The organism is Bradyrhizobium sp. Ash2021, assembly GCF_031202265.1.
GTDB lineage: Bacteria > Pseudomonadota > Alphaproteobacteria > Rhizobiales > Xanthobacteraceae > Bradyrhizobium.
The window spans coordinates 9145685-9166747 of the sequence record NZ_CP100604.1 but is presented as its reverse complement, the minus strand read 5'-3'; the positions used below and the strand labels follow the sequence as shown (position 1 = coordinate 9166747).

Below are 21063 nucleotides of genomic sequence, written 5' to 3'. Positions count from 1 at the left end.
CGTTCGCACACCTAACAGTTCGGGGCCGATAGGACCGTTTTTGACCCATCTGCGACATCGGCCGCGTCCTGCGAGTGCTTTCATACTCGGTTTCAGCCTCTATCGAAGCAGTCGTTTTACCCGCTAAGATGTGGTCTTCTGAGCTTGGGGTTGAGACATGCAGCGACGCGAGTTTATCTCGCTCTTGGGCGGCGTGGCGGCGGGATGGTCATTCTCGGCGCGGGCGCAACAGAATGAACCGCTGCGACGAATCGGCGTTCTCATGACTACAGCCGACGATCGTGAAGGCCAGCGCCGGCTAAACGCATTTCGCGAGGGTCTTGAGAAACGAGGATGGTCGGAGGGCAGAAACATCCGCATCGAAGTGAATTGGTCTGTGAGCGATCCGGAACGGGCAAGGTCCGTGGTCAATGAGGTGATAGGCCGTGCTCCGTACCTAATCCTGACGAGCGGTACCTCGGCCACAACGGCGTTGCATCAGGCGAGGCCCGCAATTCCCGTTGTATTCACCGTCGTAAGCGAGCCGGTCGAAGAGGGTTTCGTCAAAAGCTTGGCTCATCCAGGTGGAAACATGACCGGATTTACGAATTTAGAACCCAGCCTCGGCGGTAAGTGGATCGAACTGCTCAAGGAAATCGCACCGAACGTAACCCGCGTGGCGATCATATTCAACCCTCAGGCAGCTCCTCCCGTGATCATCAGGTCCCGATCGGCAGACGAAGCTGCCGAAAAGCTTGCGATTGAACTCGTAAGGGCTCCCGTTCGCGATACCGCCGAGATCGAGTTCGCCATCACGAGTCTGCGCCGACAAACAGACGGATTTATCATGCTTCCTGATACTTTCTTAAACATTCACCGCAAAACGATTGTGGATCTGGCGTCTCGTTATCAACTTCCTGCCATATATCCATCCAGCTATTTGGTTGCGGAGGGCGGCTTGGCATCCTACGGCATCGATTTGGCCGACTCGTTTCGTCAGGCAGCTGTCTATGTCGATCGGATATTCCATGGTGAGAAACCTGCCGATCTGCCCGTCCAGCAACCCACAAAATTCGATCTGGCAATCAACCTCAAAACTGCCAAGGCGCTCGGCCTCGCCGTGCCACCCGCGCTGCTTGCCCGCGTCGACGAGATAGTCGAATAGAGCGGCTGTTTGCTGCGGTGCATGAGTCTCCTATGGGCACCTCTGCGACATGCCGAAGCACGCTGAAAATGTCTGTTGATCGGGGTAGACCGGAAGTAGTCGGCGCACGGTCAAAGTGACGCGTTTGACCCCGAGCGGACCTCCGACCGTTTGGACTACACCAAAAAATCGCTTACGCTCGGGTCGAGAGCGTTGGGAGCAGGACTGGTAGTGAAGCGACGAGAGTTCATCTTGCTTGTCGGCGGCGGGGCGGCGATGTGGCCGCTCGCGGCTGGTGCGCAGCAGCAGCGCGTTTGGAGGATTGGCTTCCTTTCGGGCAAATCGGAGCCGAGCTCCCTGGCGACGACCGTCTATGGAGAGTTTCTGAATGGGATGAACGACTTCGGGTACATTGAAGGAAGAGATTTCACGATGGAATGGCGGTTCGTGGCAGGCGATTTTTCCCGCCTCCCAGGAATGGCCGCCGATCTAGTCGCGAGGCAGGTAGACGTGATCATCGCCGGCTTCACCGGCGCGGCGCTGGCGGCGAAGAAAGCTACTGCGTCCATACCAATTATCCTTGGCTATGCGGCAGATCCCGTTGGTAGTGGACTTGTTGAAAGCCTGGCCCGTCCTGGCGGCAATGTCACGGGCCTTGCCACCTATTTGCCTGAGCTCGCATCGAAGCAATTTGAGCTGCTGACAGCCGTAGTGCCTAAACTGTCGCGCGTGGGAATTCTTATGAATCCCAACAACCTCGCCTATGTGGGAATGCTCAAGACCACCCGCGGAGTTGCTGCCGCAACCGGCATAGAACTAGCCCTATTGGAGGCTCGCAGCACTGACGAGACAAAACATGCCTTCGAGAAGCTCGAAGAACAGGTCGAGGCCGTGATGGTCGTTCCAGACCCGGTGTACGATCCACCGCGCACGGTGGTGGCGGATCTGGCGCTGAAGCATCGGTTGCCATCGATACATCCCTATGCGGAATACACGGAGCTCGGCGGGCTTATGAGCTACGGTGACAGCCTCGGTAAGTTTTATCGGCGAGCGGCGTACTTTGTGGACAAGATCTTCAAGGGGGCTCAGCCGCGAGAGCTCCCCGTTGAGCAACCCACGACATTCGAATTTGTCATCAATTTGAGGACCGCGAAAGCGCTTGGTCTCGACATGCCGGCGACACTGCTTGCCCGCGCCGATAAGGTGCTCGAATGAAGCAGTCGACTTCAGCTGTTGGCACTTTTCGGAAGTGACCGCTCTGACGCGTGATGTCCGTTGTTCGGGGTAGACCGGAAGTCGCGCGGCGGGGCCGTCAGGACGGTTTTTGACCCCCAGCGGACACCCGACTGATGAGGCCGTTCTATCGGACAAAGGGCAACCGTCCGATGGCATCAGTGCAACCCGGAAACAAATAGCTCCAAGCGGTGGCCAGTGCTACTGGACGTGCTGTTTCAAGCGTTCGTGGAAAGATTGTTACGACCAGTCAGGGAGGAACATCTGATGACGACTATGTTTGTTAGACACACGGTTTCCGACTACAAGACCTGGCGGAAGGCTTACGACGATTTTGCTCCGGTCCAGAAGGCGAAAGGCGTAACAGCCGAGGCTGTCTACCGAGCAGTCGAAAATCCCAATGACATCACAGTAACTCACGAGTTTGCCACGATTGAAGATGCGCGAGCCTTCGCGGAAAGTGCTGAATTGAAGAATGCCATGAAGAATGCGGGAGTGGCGGGATCTCCAACGATTTGGTTTACGAACAAGGTGTGAAATATCGATTCCGGCCAAGTGCCGGGATTTTTTGCTATGGTGTGCCATGTCGCCTGTTGGCACTTTTGCTCTGGACGCGTGATGTCCGTTGTTCGGGGTAGACCGAAAGTCGCGCGGCGGGGCCGACCCAAGGCGGACATCCTTGATCTAAATCAATCCAGACGAGTGCCATTCCATTTTGTGTACGCCTCGGTGTCTGTCAAAGGGTCCAAACGGCCTCACTTAATAGTTCACCCGGTCTCATTGGGCTCGCGAAAGCAATAAGATCGAGGGAGCGAACCATGAGTACGACGAGAAGCATCTGGCTCGGGCTATTAGCATCGTCTGTCTTCGCAACAACTATGTCAGGTCTGCCGGCGGCCGCACAACAGATCACCGGCACACCGGGTTCACCCGGCGCCACGACGACAATAGACGGCAAATATCTTCCACCTCCGCCACCGAAGTTCGGCGGCAACATCAACCTTCAAGCCAGCCAGTCAAAACCGTATTGGCCCGCCCGCGTGGTGCCGCCCAAGGGGGCACCCAACGTGCTCCTGATCATGACTGACGACCAGGGCTATGGAGTTTCGGGAACCTTCGGCGGCGTCATCCCAACGCCTGCGATGGATCGCATTGCGCAGATGGGGCTGCGCTACACCCAGTTCCACTCCACAGCGCTATGCTCGCCGACGCGGGCGGCGCTGATCACCGGCCGCAACCATCACTCGGTGGGGTTCGGCATCATCTCGGAGCAAGCGACCGGCTATCCGGGCTACGACAGCATCATCGGGCCCGAGAACGCCACCATTGGCACGATCCTGAAGCAGAACGGCTACGCCACCTCCTGGTTCGGCAAGAACCACAACACGCCGAGCTATCAGTACGGCGTGACGGGACCGTTCGACCAATGGCCCATCGGCATGGGCTTCGACTACTTCTACGGCTTCATGGGCGGCGAGACCGACCAGTGGACGCCGTATTTGTACCAGAACACCACCCAGGTTTTCCCCTGGATTGGCAAGCCCGGCTACAATCTGACGACGGATATGGCCGATGAAGCGATCACCCATATGCGACAGCTCAATGCGGCCGCGCCCGATCAGCCGTTCTTTGTCTACTACGTGCCTGGCGGGACCCATTCGCCGCATCAGCCGACCAAGGAATGGATCGACAAGTTCAAGGGCAAGTTCGACATGGGCTGGAACGCCCTGCGCGAGCAGATTGTCGCCAATCAAAAACGGCTTGGCGTCATCCCCGCGAACACGCAGCTCACACCGTGGCCGGATGACCTGCAGAAATGGGACACCTTGACGGCCGATGAGAAGAAGCTGTTCGCGCGTCAAGCGGAGGTGTTCGCCGCTTATGTCGCCTACACCGACCACGAAATCGGGCGCGTCATTCAGGAAGTCCAGGACGAAGGCAAGCTCGACGACACGCTGATCATCTATATCAGCGGTGACAACGGCACTAGTCCGGAAGGCACGACGGTCGGCACGCCAAACCAATATACCGCCTTCAACGGCATATTGGACCTTCCGATTGCCGAGCAGTTGAAGGCTTACGACGCCTGGGGCTCGGCCGCTACATACCCGCATATGGCAGTGGCATGGGCATGGGCCTTCGACACGCCGTTCAAGTGGACGAAGCAGGTCGCGTCGCACTTCGGCGGCACCCGGCAAGGCATGGCGATCTGTTGGCCGAACCGCATCAAGGATGCGGGCGGCATCCGCACCCAGTTCCACCACATGATCGACATCGTGCCGACCATCCTTGAGGCAACCGGCATTCCGGCACCGCTGATGGTCAACGGCATCGCGCAGAAGCCGATTGAAGGTGTCAGCATGAGCTACTCCTTTGACAAGTCGAGTGCCAACGTGCCGTCCGCGCGAACGACACAGTATTTCGAGATGTTCGCGAACCGCGCGATCTATCACGACGGTTGGATCGCTGCGACAACGCCACCTGCGCCGCCGTGGCTCCTGGGCACCGCCAAGCTGCCCGAAGACGTGGTCAACGGCTACAAGTGGGAGCTTTACAACATTGCGGAGGATTACTCGGAGAGCAACGACCTCGCGGCCAAGATGCCGGACAAGCTGCGGGAGCTGCAGGAGCTGTTCATGGTGGAAGCGACAAAGTACAACGTGTTCCCGCTGGATAACTCGGTGCTTCAGCGCGTCATCACGCCACGCCCGAGCGCGACCGCAGGTCGGAACACTTTCACCTACTCGGGTGAATTGTCCGGTATCCCCGAGAGCGATGCGCCCAGCATCCTGAACAGGTCCTATACGATCACGGCCGAAGTGAACATTCCGGGCACCGGCGCCACCGTTGGGCGCGCGGGCTCACAGGATAGCAACGAAGGGATGATCGTCACGCAGGGTGGACGCTTCGGTGGCTATGGCCTGTATCTGCTCAAGGGCAAGCCAGTGTTCGTCTACAACTTCGTCGGCCTCGAACACTTCCGCTGGGATGGCCAGGACGCGCTCACACCTGGCAAGCACACCATCGTGTTCGACTTCAAATACGATGGACCCGGCTTCGGCAAGGGCGGCACCGGCGTCCTGAAGGTGGACGGCAAGGAGGTCGCCACCAGCAAAATTCCGCACACCACTCCATTCATCTTTGCCATCGAGGAAACCTTCGATGTGGGTGTCGATACCCGCACCGGCGTTGAAGACAAGGACTATCAGGTGCCCTTCCGCTTCACCGGCAAGCTTGACAAGCTCACCCTCAAGCTCGCGCCGGTGCAGCTCACCAGCGAGGAGCATCAGGTCATTCGGCACGCGCGCGCTGGCGCGAACAACTGATGCCTCAGCAATCCGGCCGGGCGTCCTTCCCTCGGGGGGCCCGGCCGGACGTTGGCGTGCCGGTGTCCAGCGAAATCCGTCGAACATCGCGTGGGCGCGTCATGTCAGCTGCTGGCACGTTTGAGACGTCCCGCAATGTCCGCAGCTCGGTCGCTTTCGGGGTGAAAGCGGACGTGGGGCGGACGCAGCGTTTCGATCGCGATTGGACCCATGGGCGACATCGGCGGTCAGATCCGCCGCAACGCACAACGCGACTTTCTGCTTGGAGTCCAGCTGGTTTCGATAATATCTGTCGCAAGGCTTCTGCTATCCTGCACAATCGCGTCGGCTTTGTGCGGGCTTGAGCGGTCTGGGGGTGCAGACGAAAGCAGTTGGGAGGCCATCATGGACCTCGGGAATTGGCTGCGGACCTTAGGTCTCGAACGCTTTGAGGCCACGTTCCGAGAAAATGCAATCGACGAAACGGTGCTGTCTGATCTGACGGAAGATCACCTGCGCGAGCTCGGCCTTCCCCTCGGCGCGCGGATCAAACTTCTCAAAGCCATTGCAGCACTCCCGAAGAAAACGACGATCGGCGCGCCGGCCGGAATGGCGGTTTCCAGTTCGCCCGGCGATGCTGCGGAGCGTCGTCAGGTCACCGTGATGTTCAGTGATCTCGTGGGCTCGACGGCGCTGTCTACGCGCATGGACCCCGAAGACTTGCGCAAGCTCATCTCGGCTTATCAGAAATGTGTCACTGAAACAGTGCAGCGCTACGGAGGATTTGTCGCGAAATACATGGGCGATGGCGTACTGGTCTATTTCGGCTACCCGCAGGCTCATGAGGACGATGCCGAGAGGGCCGTGAGGTCGGCCTTGGACCTTGTCGCGGCGGTGGCGAAATTGAAGACCACCACGCGGTTGCAGACCCGCGTCGGAATTGGCACGGGGATGGTGGTGGTCGGCGACCTCGTCGGATCCGGCGAGGCCCAGGAGCGAGGCATTATCGGCGAGACGCCCAACCTCGCGGCCCGGCTGCAAGGGCTCGCCGAACCGGACATGGTTGTTATCGCGGACTCCACAAGAAGGCTTCTGGGCAATCTGTTCGAGTTGCGTGATCTTGGTCACCAGGAGCTCAAGGGACTCGCGGGTGCGGTGCAGGTCTGGGCTGCACTGCGACCGGCGTCTGTAGAAGGCCGGTTTGAAGCCTTTCACGGTGGGGACCTCTTTTCGTTTGTCGGACGGGAGGAGGAATCGCAGTTGCTGCGGCGGCGGTGGTCTAGGGCCAAGGATGGCGAAGGCCAGGTCGTGCTGATTTCCGGTGAGGCCGGAATTGGCAAATCCCGACTGACCGCGGTGTTGCTGGAACAGATCAAAGAGGAGCCGCATGCCCGGCTGCGCTGCTTTTGCTCGCCGCAGCGTACGAACAGTGCGCTCTCTCCGATTATCGGCCATATGGAACGGGCAGCCGGATTGAAGCACGACGATAGCGCGCAGGCGAAGCTCGATAAGCTCGATGTCCTGTTGGCGCAGAGCGCGACGTCGCCAGGTGATTCAGCCCTGCTCGCCGAGCTGCTGTCACTTCCGAACGACGGTCGCTATCCCCAACTCACGCTTGACCCGCAGCAGCGTCGGCAGAGAACACTGGAGGCGCTTGTCACCCAAATCGGGTCGCTTTCGAGGTTCGCCCCTGTGCTGATGATTTTCGAGGATGCACACTGGACCGATCCCACCAGTCTCGAGCTGACTGGCCGCATTCTTGAGCGTATCGTGGCGCTTCGCGTGTTGCTGATCATTACGTTCCGACCGGAATTCGAGCCGCCGTGGATCGGGCTTCCGCATGTGACCGCAGTCACCCTCAATCGGCTTGGCCGACGGGACATCGACGCCATCATTGACCGGATTGTCGGCAACAAGCTTCTGCCGACCGGTATCCGCGAGGACATGATTGATCGGACCGATGGCATTCCCTTGTTCATCGAGGAAATGACAAAGGCGGTGCTGGAGGCGGAGAGTGAGGAGGAGGCGCGAAGAACGACGGCCGCGATTCCATCGTCGAGGCTCGAAATCCCCGCAACGCTGCACGCCTCGTTGATGGCACGTCTGGATCGGCTTGGTCCTGCCAAGGAGCTCGCGCAGATCGGCTCTGCAATCGGCCGGGAATTCTCACATGCGCTTATGGAGGCCGTGGCAGGCACATCGCAGGCAGAGCTGGAGATCGCGCTGCATCGGCTGATTAGCGCCGGCCTGCTGTTCCAGCAGGGTGTCCCGCCGCACGCGCATTATCTGTTTAAGCATGCCCTCGTGCAGGATGCGGCCTACAGCACGCTGCTGCGCGAGCACCGGCGCGCATTGCATGCCAGGATCGCGGAAATCCTCGAAACTCGTTTCGCAGATAGAATTGAGCTTCAGCCGGAGCTTTTGGCGCGCCACTGCACTGAAGCCGGACTGATCGAGAAGGCCGCGGGCCTCTGGGCAAAGGCCGGAGACCGATCATTGGAGCGCGCGGCGTTGCCTGAGGCTGCAGAGCAGCTGAGCCGCGCACTCTCCTTGATCGCCTCCTTGCCGTCGACGCCGGCTCTCAGGCGCGAAGAAATCAAGCTGCAGGTCGCGCTGATCACCCCCCTCATGCACTTTCGAGGGTATGGCGCTGCCGAAACCAAGGCAGCGGCGCTGCGGGCGCGGACGTTGATTGAACAGGCAGAAGCGTGCGGGGAAACTCCCGAAGATCCGCTCCTACTGTTTTCCGTGCTGTACAGCTTTTGGGTTGCTAACTTCAACGGTTTCCACGCTGACGCTGTAACCGAGCTTGCTGCGCAGTTTCTGAGGCGTGCCGAGGAACAGAAAGCTGCCACCCAGCAAATGCTTGGGCACCGACTCGTTGGCGTTTCGCAGGCAACGATTGGAAATCTTGCAGAAGCATTAGAGCACTTCGATCGCGCGATCGCGTCTTACAATCCTAGGGAGCATCGGCAGCTCGCAGCGAGGTTCGGGCAGGATATCCGCGTTGCCGCGCTCTGCTATCGATCATGGATCCGATGGATGCTCGGATATCCAGAAGCCGCGCTGGCCGATGCAAAAAGCGCGGTCGCGGAAGCCCGGGACGTGGGCCAGGGAGTGCCGTTGATGTATTCTCTGTACTTCACGTCATACGCCCTTATTCATTGCGGAGAGTACGAGGCCGCGAACGTACAACTCGATGAACTTATTCCACTGGCGACAGAAAAGAATGCCGCCCAGTGGAGAGGAGGCGGCATGATGCACCGGGGCTGCATACAGGCGCTGACCGGCAAACCGTCCGATGCGATTACCATGATCCCGGCAGGCATTGCTGCCTGGCAATCGAGCGGCTCGGTCGTGTTTATTCCATGGTACGTTTCCCATATGGCGAGAGCATGCGCCGAACTCGGCCAGTTCGACGATGCGTGGCGGCACGTCAACGAAGCTTTCAAGGCGATTGAAACGACCGGCGAGACGTGGTGTGAATCCGACATCCATCGCACGGCTGGGGATATCGCATTGTTGGCTCCCGAGCCGGAGGTCAATAAAGCAGAAATGCATTTCTCACGCGCGCTTGCGGCCGCAAGAGAGCAACAAGCAAAGTCTTGGGAACTGCGGGCTGCGACGAGTCTCGCGCGGCTCTGGTACGATCGAGGCGAGCGCAACAAGGCCGGCGAGCTGCTCGCACCTGTTTATGGTTGGTTTAGCGAGGGCCTCCAAACGCTCGACCTGAAACAGGCCAAGGGGCTGCTCGATGAGCTCGCTTGACTTGTATTTATCTAACGGACGGTGGTCCGCTAATGGCACATCGCGACATTTCGCTGCGCCGCGGAACTGGTCGGCTATTGGGACGCAGCGGACATTGGTCAAGTCAGCAAATTTATCGGTTCACGGCCTAACTGAACCAACCTGCTCAACAAAAACGAAACACTGTCGCGCCGGCGACGCAGCCCAAGGAATAGAGGCAGCTCTGAATGCGGCGCGCGAAAATCTAAATTCCTGAAGCCGATCAACGTGATTTGGGTTGTCTAGTCCCCCTCGAAAAAATATTCCGCTTGTCGCGTCGGGCAAATCAGTGGCCTTTCTCCGCGCGTCTCACCCGACAAGAGGGGCGGCTCGCGATCGTCACGAAACGCGCGGTGGGATGCGGTGGACGTAGATGCTGCGACTGACGAGCGCGGCTGATGCGGACGGCGAAGTCGTGTGGTCCTGACGCCCCGGTGCTGGCGCAGCGCCTGCTGCGCCGCCGGTAATCCGATACACTCCTATGAGTCTCAAACCCCCGTCTACGCGCTTTATGGGACACCCGCGCCGAAGGCCCTTCAGGAGTCAAGCAAGATTTGCTAAACCGCATCGATCGCGGGCAAGCGAATGGTGCAAGGTCCGGGTAAGATCGTCATGTTCAGCGCAACGGCGCTGGTTGCGGAGGCCTAGTCACTCACGGTGTCGCTGTGCCCGATTGTACTATGGGAGAAGCGAACATGATCTCTGCGGCATTTCCATATCAAAAGCGGCGGCAGCGGGTCCTCGGCCGCGAGATGGCGTACGTGGAGGTGGGACAGGGCGATCCCATCGTGCTGCTGCACGGCAATCCCACCTCGTCGTACCTCTGGCGCAACGTGTTGCCGTACCTGCAGCCACTAGGCCGCTGCATCGCCCCCGACCTGATCGGCATGGGCGACTCCGAGAAGCTGCCTGACAGTGGCCGCGACTCGTATCGCTTCGTCGAGCACCGTCGCTACCTCGACGCCCTGCTCGAGGCCCTGGATGTGCGCGAGCGGGTCACCTTGGTCATCCATGACTGGGGCTCGGCCCTCGGCTTCGACTGGGCCAACCGCCACCGCGATGCCGTGAAGGGTATCGCGTATATGGAGGCGATCATGGGGCCGCAATACTGGGACCACTGGGACAAGTTCGAAATGCGTCACGCCTTGCAGGGACTGCGTTCCGAGAAGGGCGAGGAGATGGTCCTGCAAAACAACTTCTTCATCGAGAAGATCCTGCCGGGAGCCATCCTGCGCAAGATGTCCGACGAGGATATGGCGGAGTACCGACGTCCGTTCGCCGAGCCCGGCGAGGGGCGACGGCCGACGCTGACCTGGCCCCGACAGATTCCCATCGATGGCGAGCCCGCCGACGTGACTGCGATCGTAACCGCCTACGCTGACTGGCTTAAGACGAGCAATATACCCAAGCTGTTCCTGAGAGCAGAGCCCGGTGGGATCCTCGCCCATGGCGCGGTTCTCGACTTGGCCCGCAGCTTCCCGGCACAGACCGAGGTGACGATCTCGGGGCTCCATTTCGTCCAGGAGGATTCGCCGGACGAGATCGGGCGGGCCGTCGCCGGCTGGATGAAGGCGTTGGGCTGACGGCGGCAATGCAGGGCTGCGATGTCAGGAGCAACAGGAGGCGACAAAGGATGTGAGCGCGGTGCTTACTCATGGAGCATCCGTCGGGTCCGCGTTCTGGGGTAAGGAATACGTGGACGTCTACCGGCCTCGATCATCAAACCTATGGGAGAGAGCAGTGGGACTGTCCTGGCAACAAGGTCCGCTCTCAACGGGAGCAATCGGGCGGTTTCTCGTGCCTGAACCGCTGCCCAAAAGACTGTTGTACGTCGAGCGGCTGCGCCGGCGCATGCGCGTGCGCTTCGGGGGAAGCTGGATCGCCGATAGCGAGCATGTCCTCCTGCTCTTCGAACCGGGCCGCTACCCGGTAGCCTACTTTCCGGAGCGCGACGTTTCTCCACACGTCCTGGAACGCACTGAGCATACCACCCAACACCCCGATCTCGGGCTCACGTCCTGGTACAGCGTCCGGGCGGACGAGCAACACATCGCGGCGAGAGGGGCGTGGCAGCACACCAACCTGCCCGCCCACGCGAGCGAACTGCAGGCACGCGTCGCGTTCGCCTGGCGGGCCATGGATGCCTTCTACGAAGAAGACGAGCGAATCGTGGGCCATGCCGCTGACCCCTACCACCGCATCGACATTCGCCAGGCCTCTCGAAACCTCGTGGTCCGCCATGGTGACCGGATCATCGCCGATACAAAGCGGCCGGTGATCCTCTACGAGTCCGGCTTCGCACCGCGCTGGTACGTTCCACGCGCCGACATCGATGAGTCCGCCCTCACTCCCGTGAAACTCCAGACCTTCTGCCCGTATAAGGGGCTCTGCAGCTATTACTCCATCGATGACGCACGTCTGGCGGCATGGTCGTATCCTGACGCCTATCCCGAGGTCCGCCGCATCTCCAACCTGGTATCCTTCGAACCGGACATCGTCTCGGTACATCTCGATGGCACGCAGCTCCATCTAGAGCCGGGCCAGTCGGTGGTACCGCACGGCCCCGATCGCAACCTCGACGTCGCCGAGATAGTCCACGAGCGAGCACCCGGTGGCGGGCCCGCAGGGGCTGCGAGCGGCTAGGAGGACTTCCGGTCCCCCATCAAATCGGAGCGGGACATGGCTCGACTGCTGTCGGTGAACGTCGGACTTCCGCGCGATATCGAGTGGAAGGGTCGCACTGTACACACCGGGATCTGGAAGAATCCGGTACGTGGCCGCTGTCGGGTCGGCCGGTTGAATCTGGACGGAGACGGTCAGGGCGATCTGGCCGGCCACGGGGGTGAGCAGCGAGCCGCCTTCGTCTACCAGATCGAATCGTATCGCTACTGGCAGGAGCAGCTGAAGAGGACCGACTTCGTCCACGGACAGTTCGGCGAGAACTTCACCATCGAAGGATTGCCCGACGATGCCGTTTGCATCGGCGACCGTTATCAAATCGGCGACGCGCTGTTCGAGGTCACTCAACCTCGCGTTACCTGCTATCGCGTTGGCATTCGGATGAACGAGCCGCGGATGCCGGCATTGCTGACATCCAGCGGAAGGCCGGGGTTCTACTTCCGCGTCCTCAGGGAAGGCGAGGTGGGCGCCGGCGACGAAATCGTGAGGGTGGGAGAGGCGAACGAGCGAATGACCGTCGCCGAGATCAACGCGCTTCTCTATTCGCCCAATCATGCGCGCGATCGATTGCAGCGCGCCTTGCGGATCGAGGCGCTTTCGCCTGGATGGCGCTCGTCGTTCGAGGCATTGCTGCAGAGCCAAACGACCGCCGCAGGGAGTGGCAACGCGGGGCTCGCGCCGGCAGCAGCTGCGCATCCAGTTGCGCCAGGATTTCAACCGCTCGCGGTGGCGGCGATCGATCAGGAGTCCGCGGACGTCCTTTCCTTGTCGATGCGGCATCCGGACGGTCAGCCGCTGCCACCGGCTCTGCCCGGCCAGTATGTGGTCTTGCGTCTTCGACGGACCGGCGGCGGCCCGCCACTCGTTCGCAGCTACTCGCTCTCTGGGCCGCTCTCGACGGAGCGCTATCGGATCAGCGTGAAAATCGAGCCGAATGGGGCGGCTGGGACCTACCTGCGGGAGCATGTTCGGGTGGGCGATGTTCTCGAAGTCAGCTCGCCGCGCGGAAGCTTCATTCTTCAGTCCGGAGAGCGGCCCGTGGTGTTGGTCAGCGCGGGAATCGGGGCAACGCCTGTACTGGCGATGCTGTACGCGCTGGCGGCCGCCCGCTCGACACGGCCGGTGCTGTGGCTGCACGCGGCCCGTGACCGGCAGCATCATCCCTTTGCCGCTGAAGTCCGCCGCGTCATGCTCGCGCTCACGAATGGCCGCAGCTATGTTTGTTACAGTAGGCCGGGATCTCGCGACAAGATGGGCGAGGATTTCGACGCTACCGGTCACCTGTCGCGATCGGTCCTCGACGTTGTCGGCATCCCGCGAGAGGCGCATGTCTACCTCTGCGGGCCGACGCGCTTCATGGCAGACATGAAGGAGGCGTTCGCAGCCCTGGACGTGGCGCCGCAGCGGGTTCACGTCGAAATTTTCAACGGCAGCGAGCCGATGACTCCCGGTGTCGTCGGTGCAGCGACGCGAGCTCCACATCTGCCCAAGGACGACGCCAACGCTGGTCCGCTGGTATCGTTCGCGCGAAGTGGCATCGCCGTACACTGGAAGCCGTCAGCCTACCAGAGCGTTTTGGAGCTGGCCGAGGCTTGCGACGTCCCGGTCCGATGGTCGTGCCGGACCGGTGTTTGTCACAACTGTGAGAGCGGTCTGGTTTCGGGCGCGGTCGCCTATTTGCCGCAGCCACTTGATAAGCCCGCCGACGGCAACCTTCTTGTTTGCTGCTCGCAACCGATTGGTGACGTCGTCATCGACTTGTGAATCCTGCGACTGACGAGGCGAGGTACGATGAACACAACCAGCATGGCGGTCGTGAGGTTGTCAGTCGAGGTGATCACGTTGCCGGTGAGCGATGTCGAGCGAGTGCTGCGATTCTATGTCGATCAGGTCGGCTTCACGCTCGATGTCGACTATTCGCCGAACGACGCGTTCCGCGTCGTGCAGCTCACTCCGCCAGGCTCCAGCTGCTCGATACAGATCGGTCGCGGACTCACCGACGCGCCCGTCGGGTCACTTCGCAACGTCTATCTCGTTGTCACCGATCTTGAGGCTGCGCGGAGCCGCCTGCTCGAACGTGGGGTGAAAGTCGGTGAGATCCGGCACAAGGTACCCATCGATGCTTGGGACGGAAGTTTCGCACCCGGGCTCGACCCCGCGCGCAGGGACTACGCCAGCTTCGCCGACTTCTCGGACCCGGACGGCAACAGCTGGGTGCTGCAGGAACGGGGTTACCGCAATGTGTAAGGTATTGTGGAAGCTTCGCAACGTCTACCATGCGCGGCAAGCCCAGGAGGAGGTCGGGACGGATACCTTTTCTGGGTTTTTCATTCTCGAACCCCCTATCGATAACCTCCATCAGCAGCATTGACTAGAGAACGAAAGGAGTTCCCATGCGCGCAGTCACTTACCGGAAGGTGGATGTCGACGGCATAGGAGTATTCTATCGCGAAGCCGGGCCGAAGGACGCGCCAACGATCCTCCTGTTGCACGGCTTTCCAACAGCAAGCCACATGTTTCGCGATCTCATTCCGCAGCTCGCCGACCGATTTCATGTGATTGCGCCCGATCTGCCCGGGTTTGGCCAATCGGACATGCCGGAACGGACCAAGTTCAGCTACACCTTCGACAACATCGCGGGGGCTATTGACCGCTTCACTGAAGTAATCGGACTTGACCGCTTCGCCATCTATGTCTTCGACTATGGCGCGCCGACTGGTTTCCGCCTCGCGGTGAGGCACCCGGAGCGCATCACCGCCATCATCTCGCAGAATGGCAATGCGTATGTCGAGGGCCTCAGCGACGGTTGGAACCCGATCCGCGCATACTGGCAGGACCCGTCCGAAGCAAACCGCAGAGCCCTCCGCGGCTTTCTTTCGCCCGAGACAACGGTCTGGCAATACACCCACGGCGTCGCCGACACGTCCTCGGTTTCTCCGGACGGGTATTCGCTCGACAACTTCTATCTCGCACGATCTGGCGCTGATGAAGTGCAGCTCGACCTCTTCGGCGACTACAAGAGCAACATCGCGCTGTATCCCGAATTCCAGGCCTATTTTCGCAAGCACAAGCCGCCGTTTCTGGCAGCTTGGGGCAAGAACGACCCGTTTTTTCTGCCGCCGGGCGCCGAGGCGTTCAAGCGTGACATTCCAGACGCTGACGTGCGCTTCTTCGACACCGGCCACTTCGCCCTCGAGACGCACTGTGACGAGATCGCTGTGGCAATCCGCAATTTCCTGTCGCGCTCCAAGTGACGCTCGACATTTAGTCGAAATTGTAAGCCTTCCGAGGAGTGACCCGATGCGCGCAATCGTTCTCGAAAAATTTGGTGGCCCCGATAGCCTGGTCATCAAAGAGATCCCCGAGCCTGAGCCGAGGGCCGTACATGTCGTCATCCAAGTAAAGGCGTTCGGCATCGATCACGCCGAGATGCATATGTGCCGGGGTGAGTGGGCCAAGGCGGCTCCCGTCAGCGGCATCGAATGCGTGGGCCTCGTGAAATCATGCCCGGGTGGCGAGTTTCACGGAATCGACCGAGGCCTGGATCCTGGCGAAATGCTAGAGCGGGGCGACAACGTCGCCCGCCCGCGCAACTGAATCGATCATGCCACAGGCCTGGATGCTCGACCGACCTCAGCTGCTTGCCATTCTCGCCGGAGCGGCCGGGGGCGCAATTGCCATCGGGAGCATGGAAGCGTTCTCCATTGAGAGGGCATTTCCGCTCTTCGCGATTCCATTCGCGACGTCGATCGTAACAGTATTGGGCTCACCAAAGGCAGAACCGGCGCAACCTCGCGCCCTTGTCGGCGGTCATCTTGTCTCCACGCTCGTTGGACTGCTGGTTGTGAAATTGTGCGGCCCAGCGCCGTGGGCCGCCGCCGTCGCTGTTGGTTTGGCAATGGTCGCAATGCATCTGACCGGCACGTTTCACCCCTGCCGGCATCGATCCGCTGGTTGTTGTCGTCAACAACATGTCCTGGAGCTTTCTGATTGTGCCAGTTGGCATCGGCGCCGTGCTGCTCGCAACGTTTGCTTTTGCTTGGCACAATCTCGTCACGCGAGGCGTTAATGAAGGAGATACCTGGCCCATCCGGTGGTGGTGACCTTGAAGCGTTTCACACCCGTTGCGTTTTAAGCCGGGGAAAGCATGCCAATGTCGCTTGTTGGCACATCGCGACATTTCGCTGCGCAGCGGGATTATTCGGCCATCGGGGTACACCGGACATTGGTCAAATCGTCAGCCAGCATATTTATCGGTTCACGGCTTGGCTAACTGAACCAACCCGCGACCGTTGACCTTACAAAAGCGAAACACTGTCACACTGGCGACGCAGCCTAACGAACGAATAGAGACGGTCTCGAATGCGGCGCGCGAAAATCTAAATTCCTGAAGCCGATCAACGTGATTTGGGTTGTCCAGTCCCCCTCGAAAAAATATTCCGCTTGTCGCGTCGGGCAAATCAGTGGTGTTTCTCCGCGCGTCTCACCCGACAAGAGGGGCGGCTCGCGATCGTCACGAAACGCGCGGTGGGATGCGGTGGACGTAGATGCTGCGACTGACGAGCGCGGCTGATGCGGACGGCAAAGTCGTGTGGTCCTGACGCCCCGATGCTGGCGTCAAGTTTTTGAGAAGCAAGCTTCTCAGGGATGACGGTGACAAGAAAGCCGGTCACCGGGGAGAGCGCGCTATAAGCCGTAAAACCATTGCGCAGGGAAGGCCGGATGCTCTCCGCTGAACCTGTATGCTCGTGTGCGCATTTTCTCGTGCACATTGCACACGAGACCGCGGGTGCAGCGCGCACCCGGCTTTCCCTGCGCCCTCTGCGCTTTACGAGGGTGGAAAACAACGCAAAGCTCGGGCGGATCGCGCCGCGAGAATGCGGACTCATATCCCGAAGCTGTTTGACATTCGGATCAGAAATCTTATCCCGTCATTGCGAGGAGCGAAGCGACGCGGCAATCCATTCTCTCCCCGCGTAGAAACGTGGATTGCTTCGCGGAGCCTGTCATCGGGCGGCGCTTTGCGCCGACCCGGTGGCTCGCAATGACGGTTGAGGCTATGGGCTGGAAGCGCGAGCCGCGCTTACTTCACCGCCCCGAAGCGGCTGTCGAACGAATTCGACGACACGATCGGCGCCGATCCCGCAACCAGGCTATCCTTCGCGGCGGGCGCAGGGGCAGGTGCCGCGGAGGCGGTGTCGGAAGCCGACGGCTTCAGCGCGGGCTTGGCGGCGGCCTGTTTTGTCTCGGCCTTTGGCACGGCGGCCGGATGCGGCGTTTCGGTCCGCTTGGCTTCGATCACTTTCGGCTTCGCGGGCGGGGGTGGCGCGGTGCTTGCTGTGCTCGCCGTAGCGTCGGCCGTGCCGCCGATGCCGACCTTGCGGGCGAGGTTGCTGAAGAACCCGTCGGATTGCGCGTTCGGCGCTGCATTCGCCACCCGCGTCGGTCCCGCGGCGGGGGCCGCAGCCGCTGCTGCGATCTTTGGTTCCTGCGGCGCGCCGAGCAGGAGATTATCGGACGGCGCGCGCGGCGGATTGACGGTCGCAGGAATGGTGCCGGGCGCACGTGCCATCGACAGCAGCGACAGGCTCTGGCCGTCGCCGCCTTCGGACAAGCCGGTGTTGCCTTCGGGCACCTTGGCGGCAAATATCTTGTTCATGCCGCCATCGATGCCGGTGTTCAGCCGGGCAACCGGCGTTCCCTTTGAGATCAGCTTGGCGGTCTCGGCGGCGTCCTGTTGTTCCCTTTCGCGCGTGGCGTCGGCGAGCTCATCGGGAATGGCGTAGGCCGGGCACTTGGCCGAAGCGTCGAATACCGGATCGCGCGTGGCGTTCGGCGCCTTGATGGCATCGAACACGTATTTCTTCTCGCAGAAATCGACCTTCGGCTCCTGCCGCGTGATCTCGAAATGATCCCAGCCTTCCTTGATCATCTTCCAGAACGGCATGTTCGGGTTGTTGCGATGTTTCGCCATGTTGATTGGCGTCATCTTGAACGGATAGGCCTGCAGCTGGAACGCGCGCTGGCCGCCGAAGAAGGATTCGCGGCCGAGCGAATAGATTTCCGCGATCTGTTCGTCGGTCATCGCGTAGCAGCCGCGCGACGAGCAATCGCCATGTACCATCAGCTGCGAACCGGTGCGCCCAAGCGCGCGATCGAACGCGTTCGGATAGCCGGTATTGAACGACAGATAATAGGCCGACTGCGGGTTCATCTGCGCCGGCGAGATCGCATAGAAACCTTCCGGCGCCTGGCGGTCGCCTTCACGCACCTTCGGGCCGAGATCGCCCGACCAGCGGCAGATCGGATAGGTCTTGAGCAGCGCAAAGCGGCCGGAGCGATCCTGCTTCCAGACCTCGAGCTCCGCTTCCTCCTTGAACAGCCGGACCAGGATCGGTGAATTGAGATCCATGTCCTTCTCGACCATCGCGGCGAGGAGTTTTGGCGGGACCGGCTGGTTGGCCTTGGCGTTGGTGGCGAGCGAGACTTCGTCGCTGTTGCAGCCGGCCAGCAGCACACCGGCCGCAAGGGCGGCCGACGTAACGAGCGCGCGAACCAGCGTGCGATATATCAAAGGCTAAGCTCCACACCCACCGGGCATTTTACGCACCCCAACATAGCGTTCATGCCCTGAAGCCATTGTTTAAAATACTACCCTTTGGCCACTCGGCTCGCAACCCGAACGGGGGGCGGCGGGCCGGTCACATGACAAGCATAGTCAACAGAGGTTAAAGACCGGGGTCTGGGCCTAATTGCGGCCGAATCGGCTGATTCGACCAAAAATCGGCGATTTTCGAGGAAATAGGCCCAACTTGCCACCCGGATTGACGAACCTCCGTCGCCCCGGCCCCGCGGATATGGGCGCAGATCGCGCATGAGAAGGCGATGGAGAGAGCCGCAACTGTGTTGAAGGCGACAGACAAGCCCGCGAATCGAGACGCCTTCCGTCTCGACATCAACGCGCTGCGCGCGGTTTCGGTGGCTGCGGTCGTTGGCTACCACTGCCAGATACCGGGGTTCGCCGGGGGCTTTGTCGGCGTCGATATCTTCCTGGTGATCACCGGCTACCTGATGACGGGCAAGGTGCTGAACGACCTGGCGCTGGGCCGGTTTTCGTTCATTACGTTCCTTCTGATGCGGCTGCGCCGGATCTATCCGGCGCTGGCGGTGATGATCGCTTCGACCATCGTCGTCGGCTGGTTCGTGACCTTGCCGAACGAATATTTGAAGCACCTGCTGCAGGCGTTGTCGGCGCTGATATTCCAGTCGAATTTCGCCTTCAACAGCGACAACGGCTATTTCGCGATGGCGGCCCAGACCAAGCCGCTGTTGCATACCTGGTCGCTTTCGCTGGAGGGGCAGTTCTATTTCTGGATGCCTGTGGTCGTACCGCTGGTCTGGCGCCTGGCTTCCAGGTCCAAGGTCAGCGCGGTGATGACAACGTTTCAGGTCGCAGCGGCCCTGTCGCTGGCGTGGTGTTTGTGGGAGAGCCAGAACGACGCCACGGGCTCGTCCTTTTTCGCCTTGCCGGCCAGAGCCTGGGAACCGTTGGCCGGCGGATTGGTCGCCATCGCAGAGTTGCAGCGCCGATCCGAAAGTCCTGCCAAGAAATTTGCCAAGAATCTTGCCAAAGCCTCGTGGTTGGAAACGCCGATGATCGCTGTGATGATCGCTGTCCTGGGCTGGACGCTGGTCGCGGGCTGCATCCTCTCCCCTTTCCCGGAATCGCGATGGCCGGGCGTGCTCACCATCCCGCCGATCCTGGGCGCGGCAATGATCGTCGCGGCGCGACAGGGTGCCGGCGCGGGCAGCTTGCTGGCGATCTCATCGATCCAGCGCATCGGCGACTGGTCCTACTCGATCTACCTATGGCACTGGCCGATCTGGGTCTTCGCGCTGAGCTGGCTGTCCCTGCGCGGTTATGGCGTCGGCGCCACGCAAAAGACATTGATGGTGCTGGCGTCGCTTGGGCTCGGCGCAATCTCCTATCGCTTCGTCGAGCAACCGGTCCGATTGCGGCGGGATTTCTGGACGCCGCGCAGGCTGCTGGCGAGTTCCGGCGCTGCGTTCGCGCTGTCCATCGGGTTCGTGGCGTTGGCGTTCCTGAACCGCGGTTTCCCAAACAGGCTGCCGGAGTACATGTTGTCGGCCGAACTGGCGCGACGGACCAGCACGCCACGGGACGAGTGTTTCAGGGATTCGAATTCCACCAAAAAGGCGACCGAGACCTATTGCAGTTTCGGCAGCGCGGAGGTCGCGGGGAGGCCTTCCGCAATCCTGTGGGGGGATTCATATGCCAACCAGTACCTCGAGCCGATTTCTGCAGCAGCGCTCGCCAGCGGAATCCATGGACTGATCGCGACGCAGAACGGATGCAGGGCTTTCCTGGACGATCCTGCAGGGAATTCGGGGGATCAGCCCTCGTGCCGGAAATTCAACCGCAGCACGCTGGATTTCGCGCTGGGCCGGACCGGGCCGAGCATCGTCGTGCTGGCAAGTAACTGGGCCGATGGGCTCGAGGTCTCGGCCCTGGTTGAAAAACTGCTTGCCTCGGGCAAGACCGTCATCCTGATCATGCCGCTGCTGCACTTCGGCTTCGACCTTCCGCAGCGGTGGATTGAAAATCAGGTCCGGGCCGGCAGGACGATCGATGAATGGAGGGTCAAGGCCGATCCCGTCCTGACGATGAGTTCGCTCAGGGACGCGATGGTGCAAATTGTGCAAAAGCACAGGGACGATCCGCGGCTGGTTACGGTGGATCCGTCGTCCGTGGTCTGCGAGCAAGGGTACTGCTATCTGGTCAGGAACGGGCAGGCCAATTTTCGCGATACCGCCCACATTTCCAACCTCAATGCGATGCAGTTCCGGGGCGTGTTTGACGCCGCGTTCAGGTCAGCCCTCCGCGCTGGACCTGACGCCGGGAAAAAAGCCGACTGA

General features: G+C 60.8%; 14 protein-coding genes. 13 read left to right on the top strand and 1 reads right to left on the bottom strand.

Features of this window, described 5'->3' with window-relative positions; all coding sequences use genetic code 11:
- The first annotated feature begins 157 nt into the window (after positions 1-157).
- The 12 genes from NL528_RS44025 to NL528_RS43970 all read left to right on the top strand — a co-directional run bounded on the left by NL528_RS44025 (position 158) and on the right by NL528_RS43970 (position 16195).
- Entirely contained in the window at positions 158-1144 is a 987-nt protein-coding gene (locus NL528_RS44025) for an ABC transporter substrate-binding protein (RefSeq protein WP_309180577.1), read from the top strand.
- Positions 1145-1375: 231 nt separating this feature from the next.
- Positions 1376-2338, top strand: a complete 963-nt coding sequence (locus NL528_RS44020; protein ID WP_309180576.1) for an ABC transporter substrate-binding protein — start codon at positions 1376-1378, stop codon at positions 2336-2338.
- Between the two features lie 285 nt (positions 2339-2623).
- A complete protein-coding gene (locus tag NL528_RS44015) occupies positions 2624-2893 on the top strand; it encodes a cyclase (RefSeq protein ID WP_309180575.1) in 270 nt (89 codons plus the stop codon).
- A 281-nt stretch (positions 2894-3174) separates the two neighbouring features.
- A complete protein-coding gene (locus NL528_RS44010) occupies positions 3175-5682 on the top strand; it encodes an arylsulfatase (protein ID WP_375143960.1) in 2508 nt (835 codons plus the stop codon).
- A gap of 210 nt (positions 5683-5892) precedes the next feature.
- A complete protein-coding gene (locus NL528_RS44005; RefSeq protein ID WP_309180574.1) occupies positions 5893-9429 on the top strand; it encodes an adenylate/guanylate cyclase domain-containing protein in 3537 nt (1178 codons plus the stop codon).
- Between the two features lie 713 nt (positions 9430-10142).
- On the top strand, positions 10143-11030 hold the full coding sequence (locus NL528_RS44000; RefSeq protein WP_309180573.1) for a haloalkane dehalogenase: 888 nt from the start codon (positions 10143-10145) through the stop codon (positions 11028-11030).
- Positions 11031-11187: 157 nt separating this feature from the next.
- Entirely contained in the window at positions 11188-12090 is a 903-nt protein-coding gene (locus NL528_RS43995; RefSeq protein ID WP_309180572.1) for a DUF427 domain-containing protein, read from the top strand.
- 36 nt (positions 12091-12126) lie between these two features.
- A complete protein-coding gene (locus tag NL528_RS43990; protein WP_309180571.1) occupies positions 12127-13890 on the top strand; it encodes an MOSC and FAD-binding oxidoreductase domain-containing protein in 1764 nt (587 codons plus the stop codon).
- A 27-nt stretch (positions 13891-13917) separates the two neighbouring features.
- Positions 13918-14373 (top strand): VOC family protein, encoded by a 456-nt coding sequence (locus tag NL528_RS43985; RefSeq protein WP_309180570.1) that lies wholly within the window; start codon positions 13918-13920, stop codon positions 14371-14373.
- 146 nt (positions 14374-14519) lie between these two features.
- Positions 14520-15380, top strand: coding sequence for an alpha/beta hydrolase (locus NL528_RS43980; RefSeq protein ID WP_309180569.1), 861 nt, complete (start codon positions 14520-14522; stop codon positions 15378-15380).
- A gap of 46 nt (positions 15381-15426) precedes the next feature.
- Positions 15427-15723, top strand: a complete 297-nt coding sequence (locus tag NL528_RS43975) for an alcohol dehydrogenase catalytic domain-containing protein (RefSeq protein ID WP_309180568.1) — start codon at positions 15427-15429, stop codon at positions 15721-15723.
- A gap of 7 nt (positions 15724-15730) precedes the next feature.
- Positions 15731-16195, top strand: a complete 465-nt coding sequence (locus NL528_RS43970; protein ID WP_309180567.1) for an HPP family protein — start codon at positions 15731-15733, stop codon at positions 16193-16195.
- Positions 16196-17209: 1014 nt separating this feature from the next.
- Here the strand turns inward: NL528_RS43970 and NL528_RS43965 are convergent.
- A complete protein-coding gene (locus NL528_RS43965; RefSeq protein WP_309180565.1) occupies positions 17210-18700 on the bottom strand; it encodes a murein L,D-transpeptidase family protein in 1491 nt (496 codons plus the stop codon).
- Between the two features lie 311 nt (positions 18701-19011).
- Between NL528_RS43965 and NL528_RS43960 the strand changes: the two genes are divergently transcribed.
- Positions 19012-21063 carry an acyltransferase family protein gene (locus NL528_RS43960; RefSeq protein ID WP_309180563.1) on the top strand — a complete coding sequence of 684 codons (2052 nt, stop codon included), beginning with the start codon at positions 19012-19014 and terminating at the stop codon, positions 21061-21063.

Coding starts and splice junctions, on each gene's coding strand:
- NL528_RS43990 (WP_309180571.1), top strand. CDS start 12,127: ATGGCTCGACTGCTGTCGGTGAACGTCGGACTTCCGCGCGATATCGAG.
- NL528_RS43985 (WP_309180570.1), top strand. CDS start 13,918: ATGAACACAACCAGCATGGCGGTCGTGAGGTTGTCAGTCGAGGTGATC.
- NL528_RS44005 (WP_309180574.1), top strand. CDS start 5,893: ATGGGCGACATCGGCGGTCAGATCCGCCGCAACGCACAACGCGACTTT.
- NL528_RS43970 (WP_309180567.1), top strand. CDS start 15,731: ATGCCACAGGCCTGGATGCTCGACCGACCTCAGCTGCTTGCCATTCTC.
- NL528_RS44015 (WP_309180575.1), top strand. CDS start 2,624: ATGACGACTATGTTTGTTAGACACACGGTTTCCGACTACAAGACCTGG.
- NL528_RS43960 (WP_309180563.1), top strand. CDS start 19,012: ATGGAGAGAGCCGCAACTGTGTTGAAGGCGACAGACAAGCCCGCGAAT.
- NL528_RS43975 (WP_309180568.1), top strand. CDS start 15,427: ATGCGCGCAATCGTTCTCGAAAAATTTGGTGGCCCCGATAGCCTGGTC.
- NL528_RS44000 (WP_309180573.1), top strand. CDS start 10,143: ATGATCTCTGCGGCATTTCCATATCAAAAGCGGCGGCAGCGGGTCCTC.
- NL528_RS43980 (WP_309180569.1), top strand. CDS start 14,520: ATGCGCGCAGTCACTTACCGGAAGGTGGATGTCGACGGCATAGGAGTA.
- NL528_RS44010 (WP_375143960.1), top strand. CDS start 3,175: ATGAGTACGACGAGAAGCATCTGGCTCGGGCTATTAGCATCGTCTGTC.
- NL528_RS44025 (WP_309180577.1), top strand. CDS start 158: ATGCAGCGACGCGAGTTTATCTCGCTCTTGGGCGGCGTGGCGGCGGGA.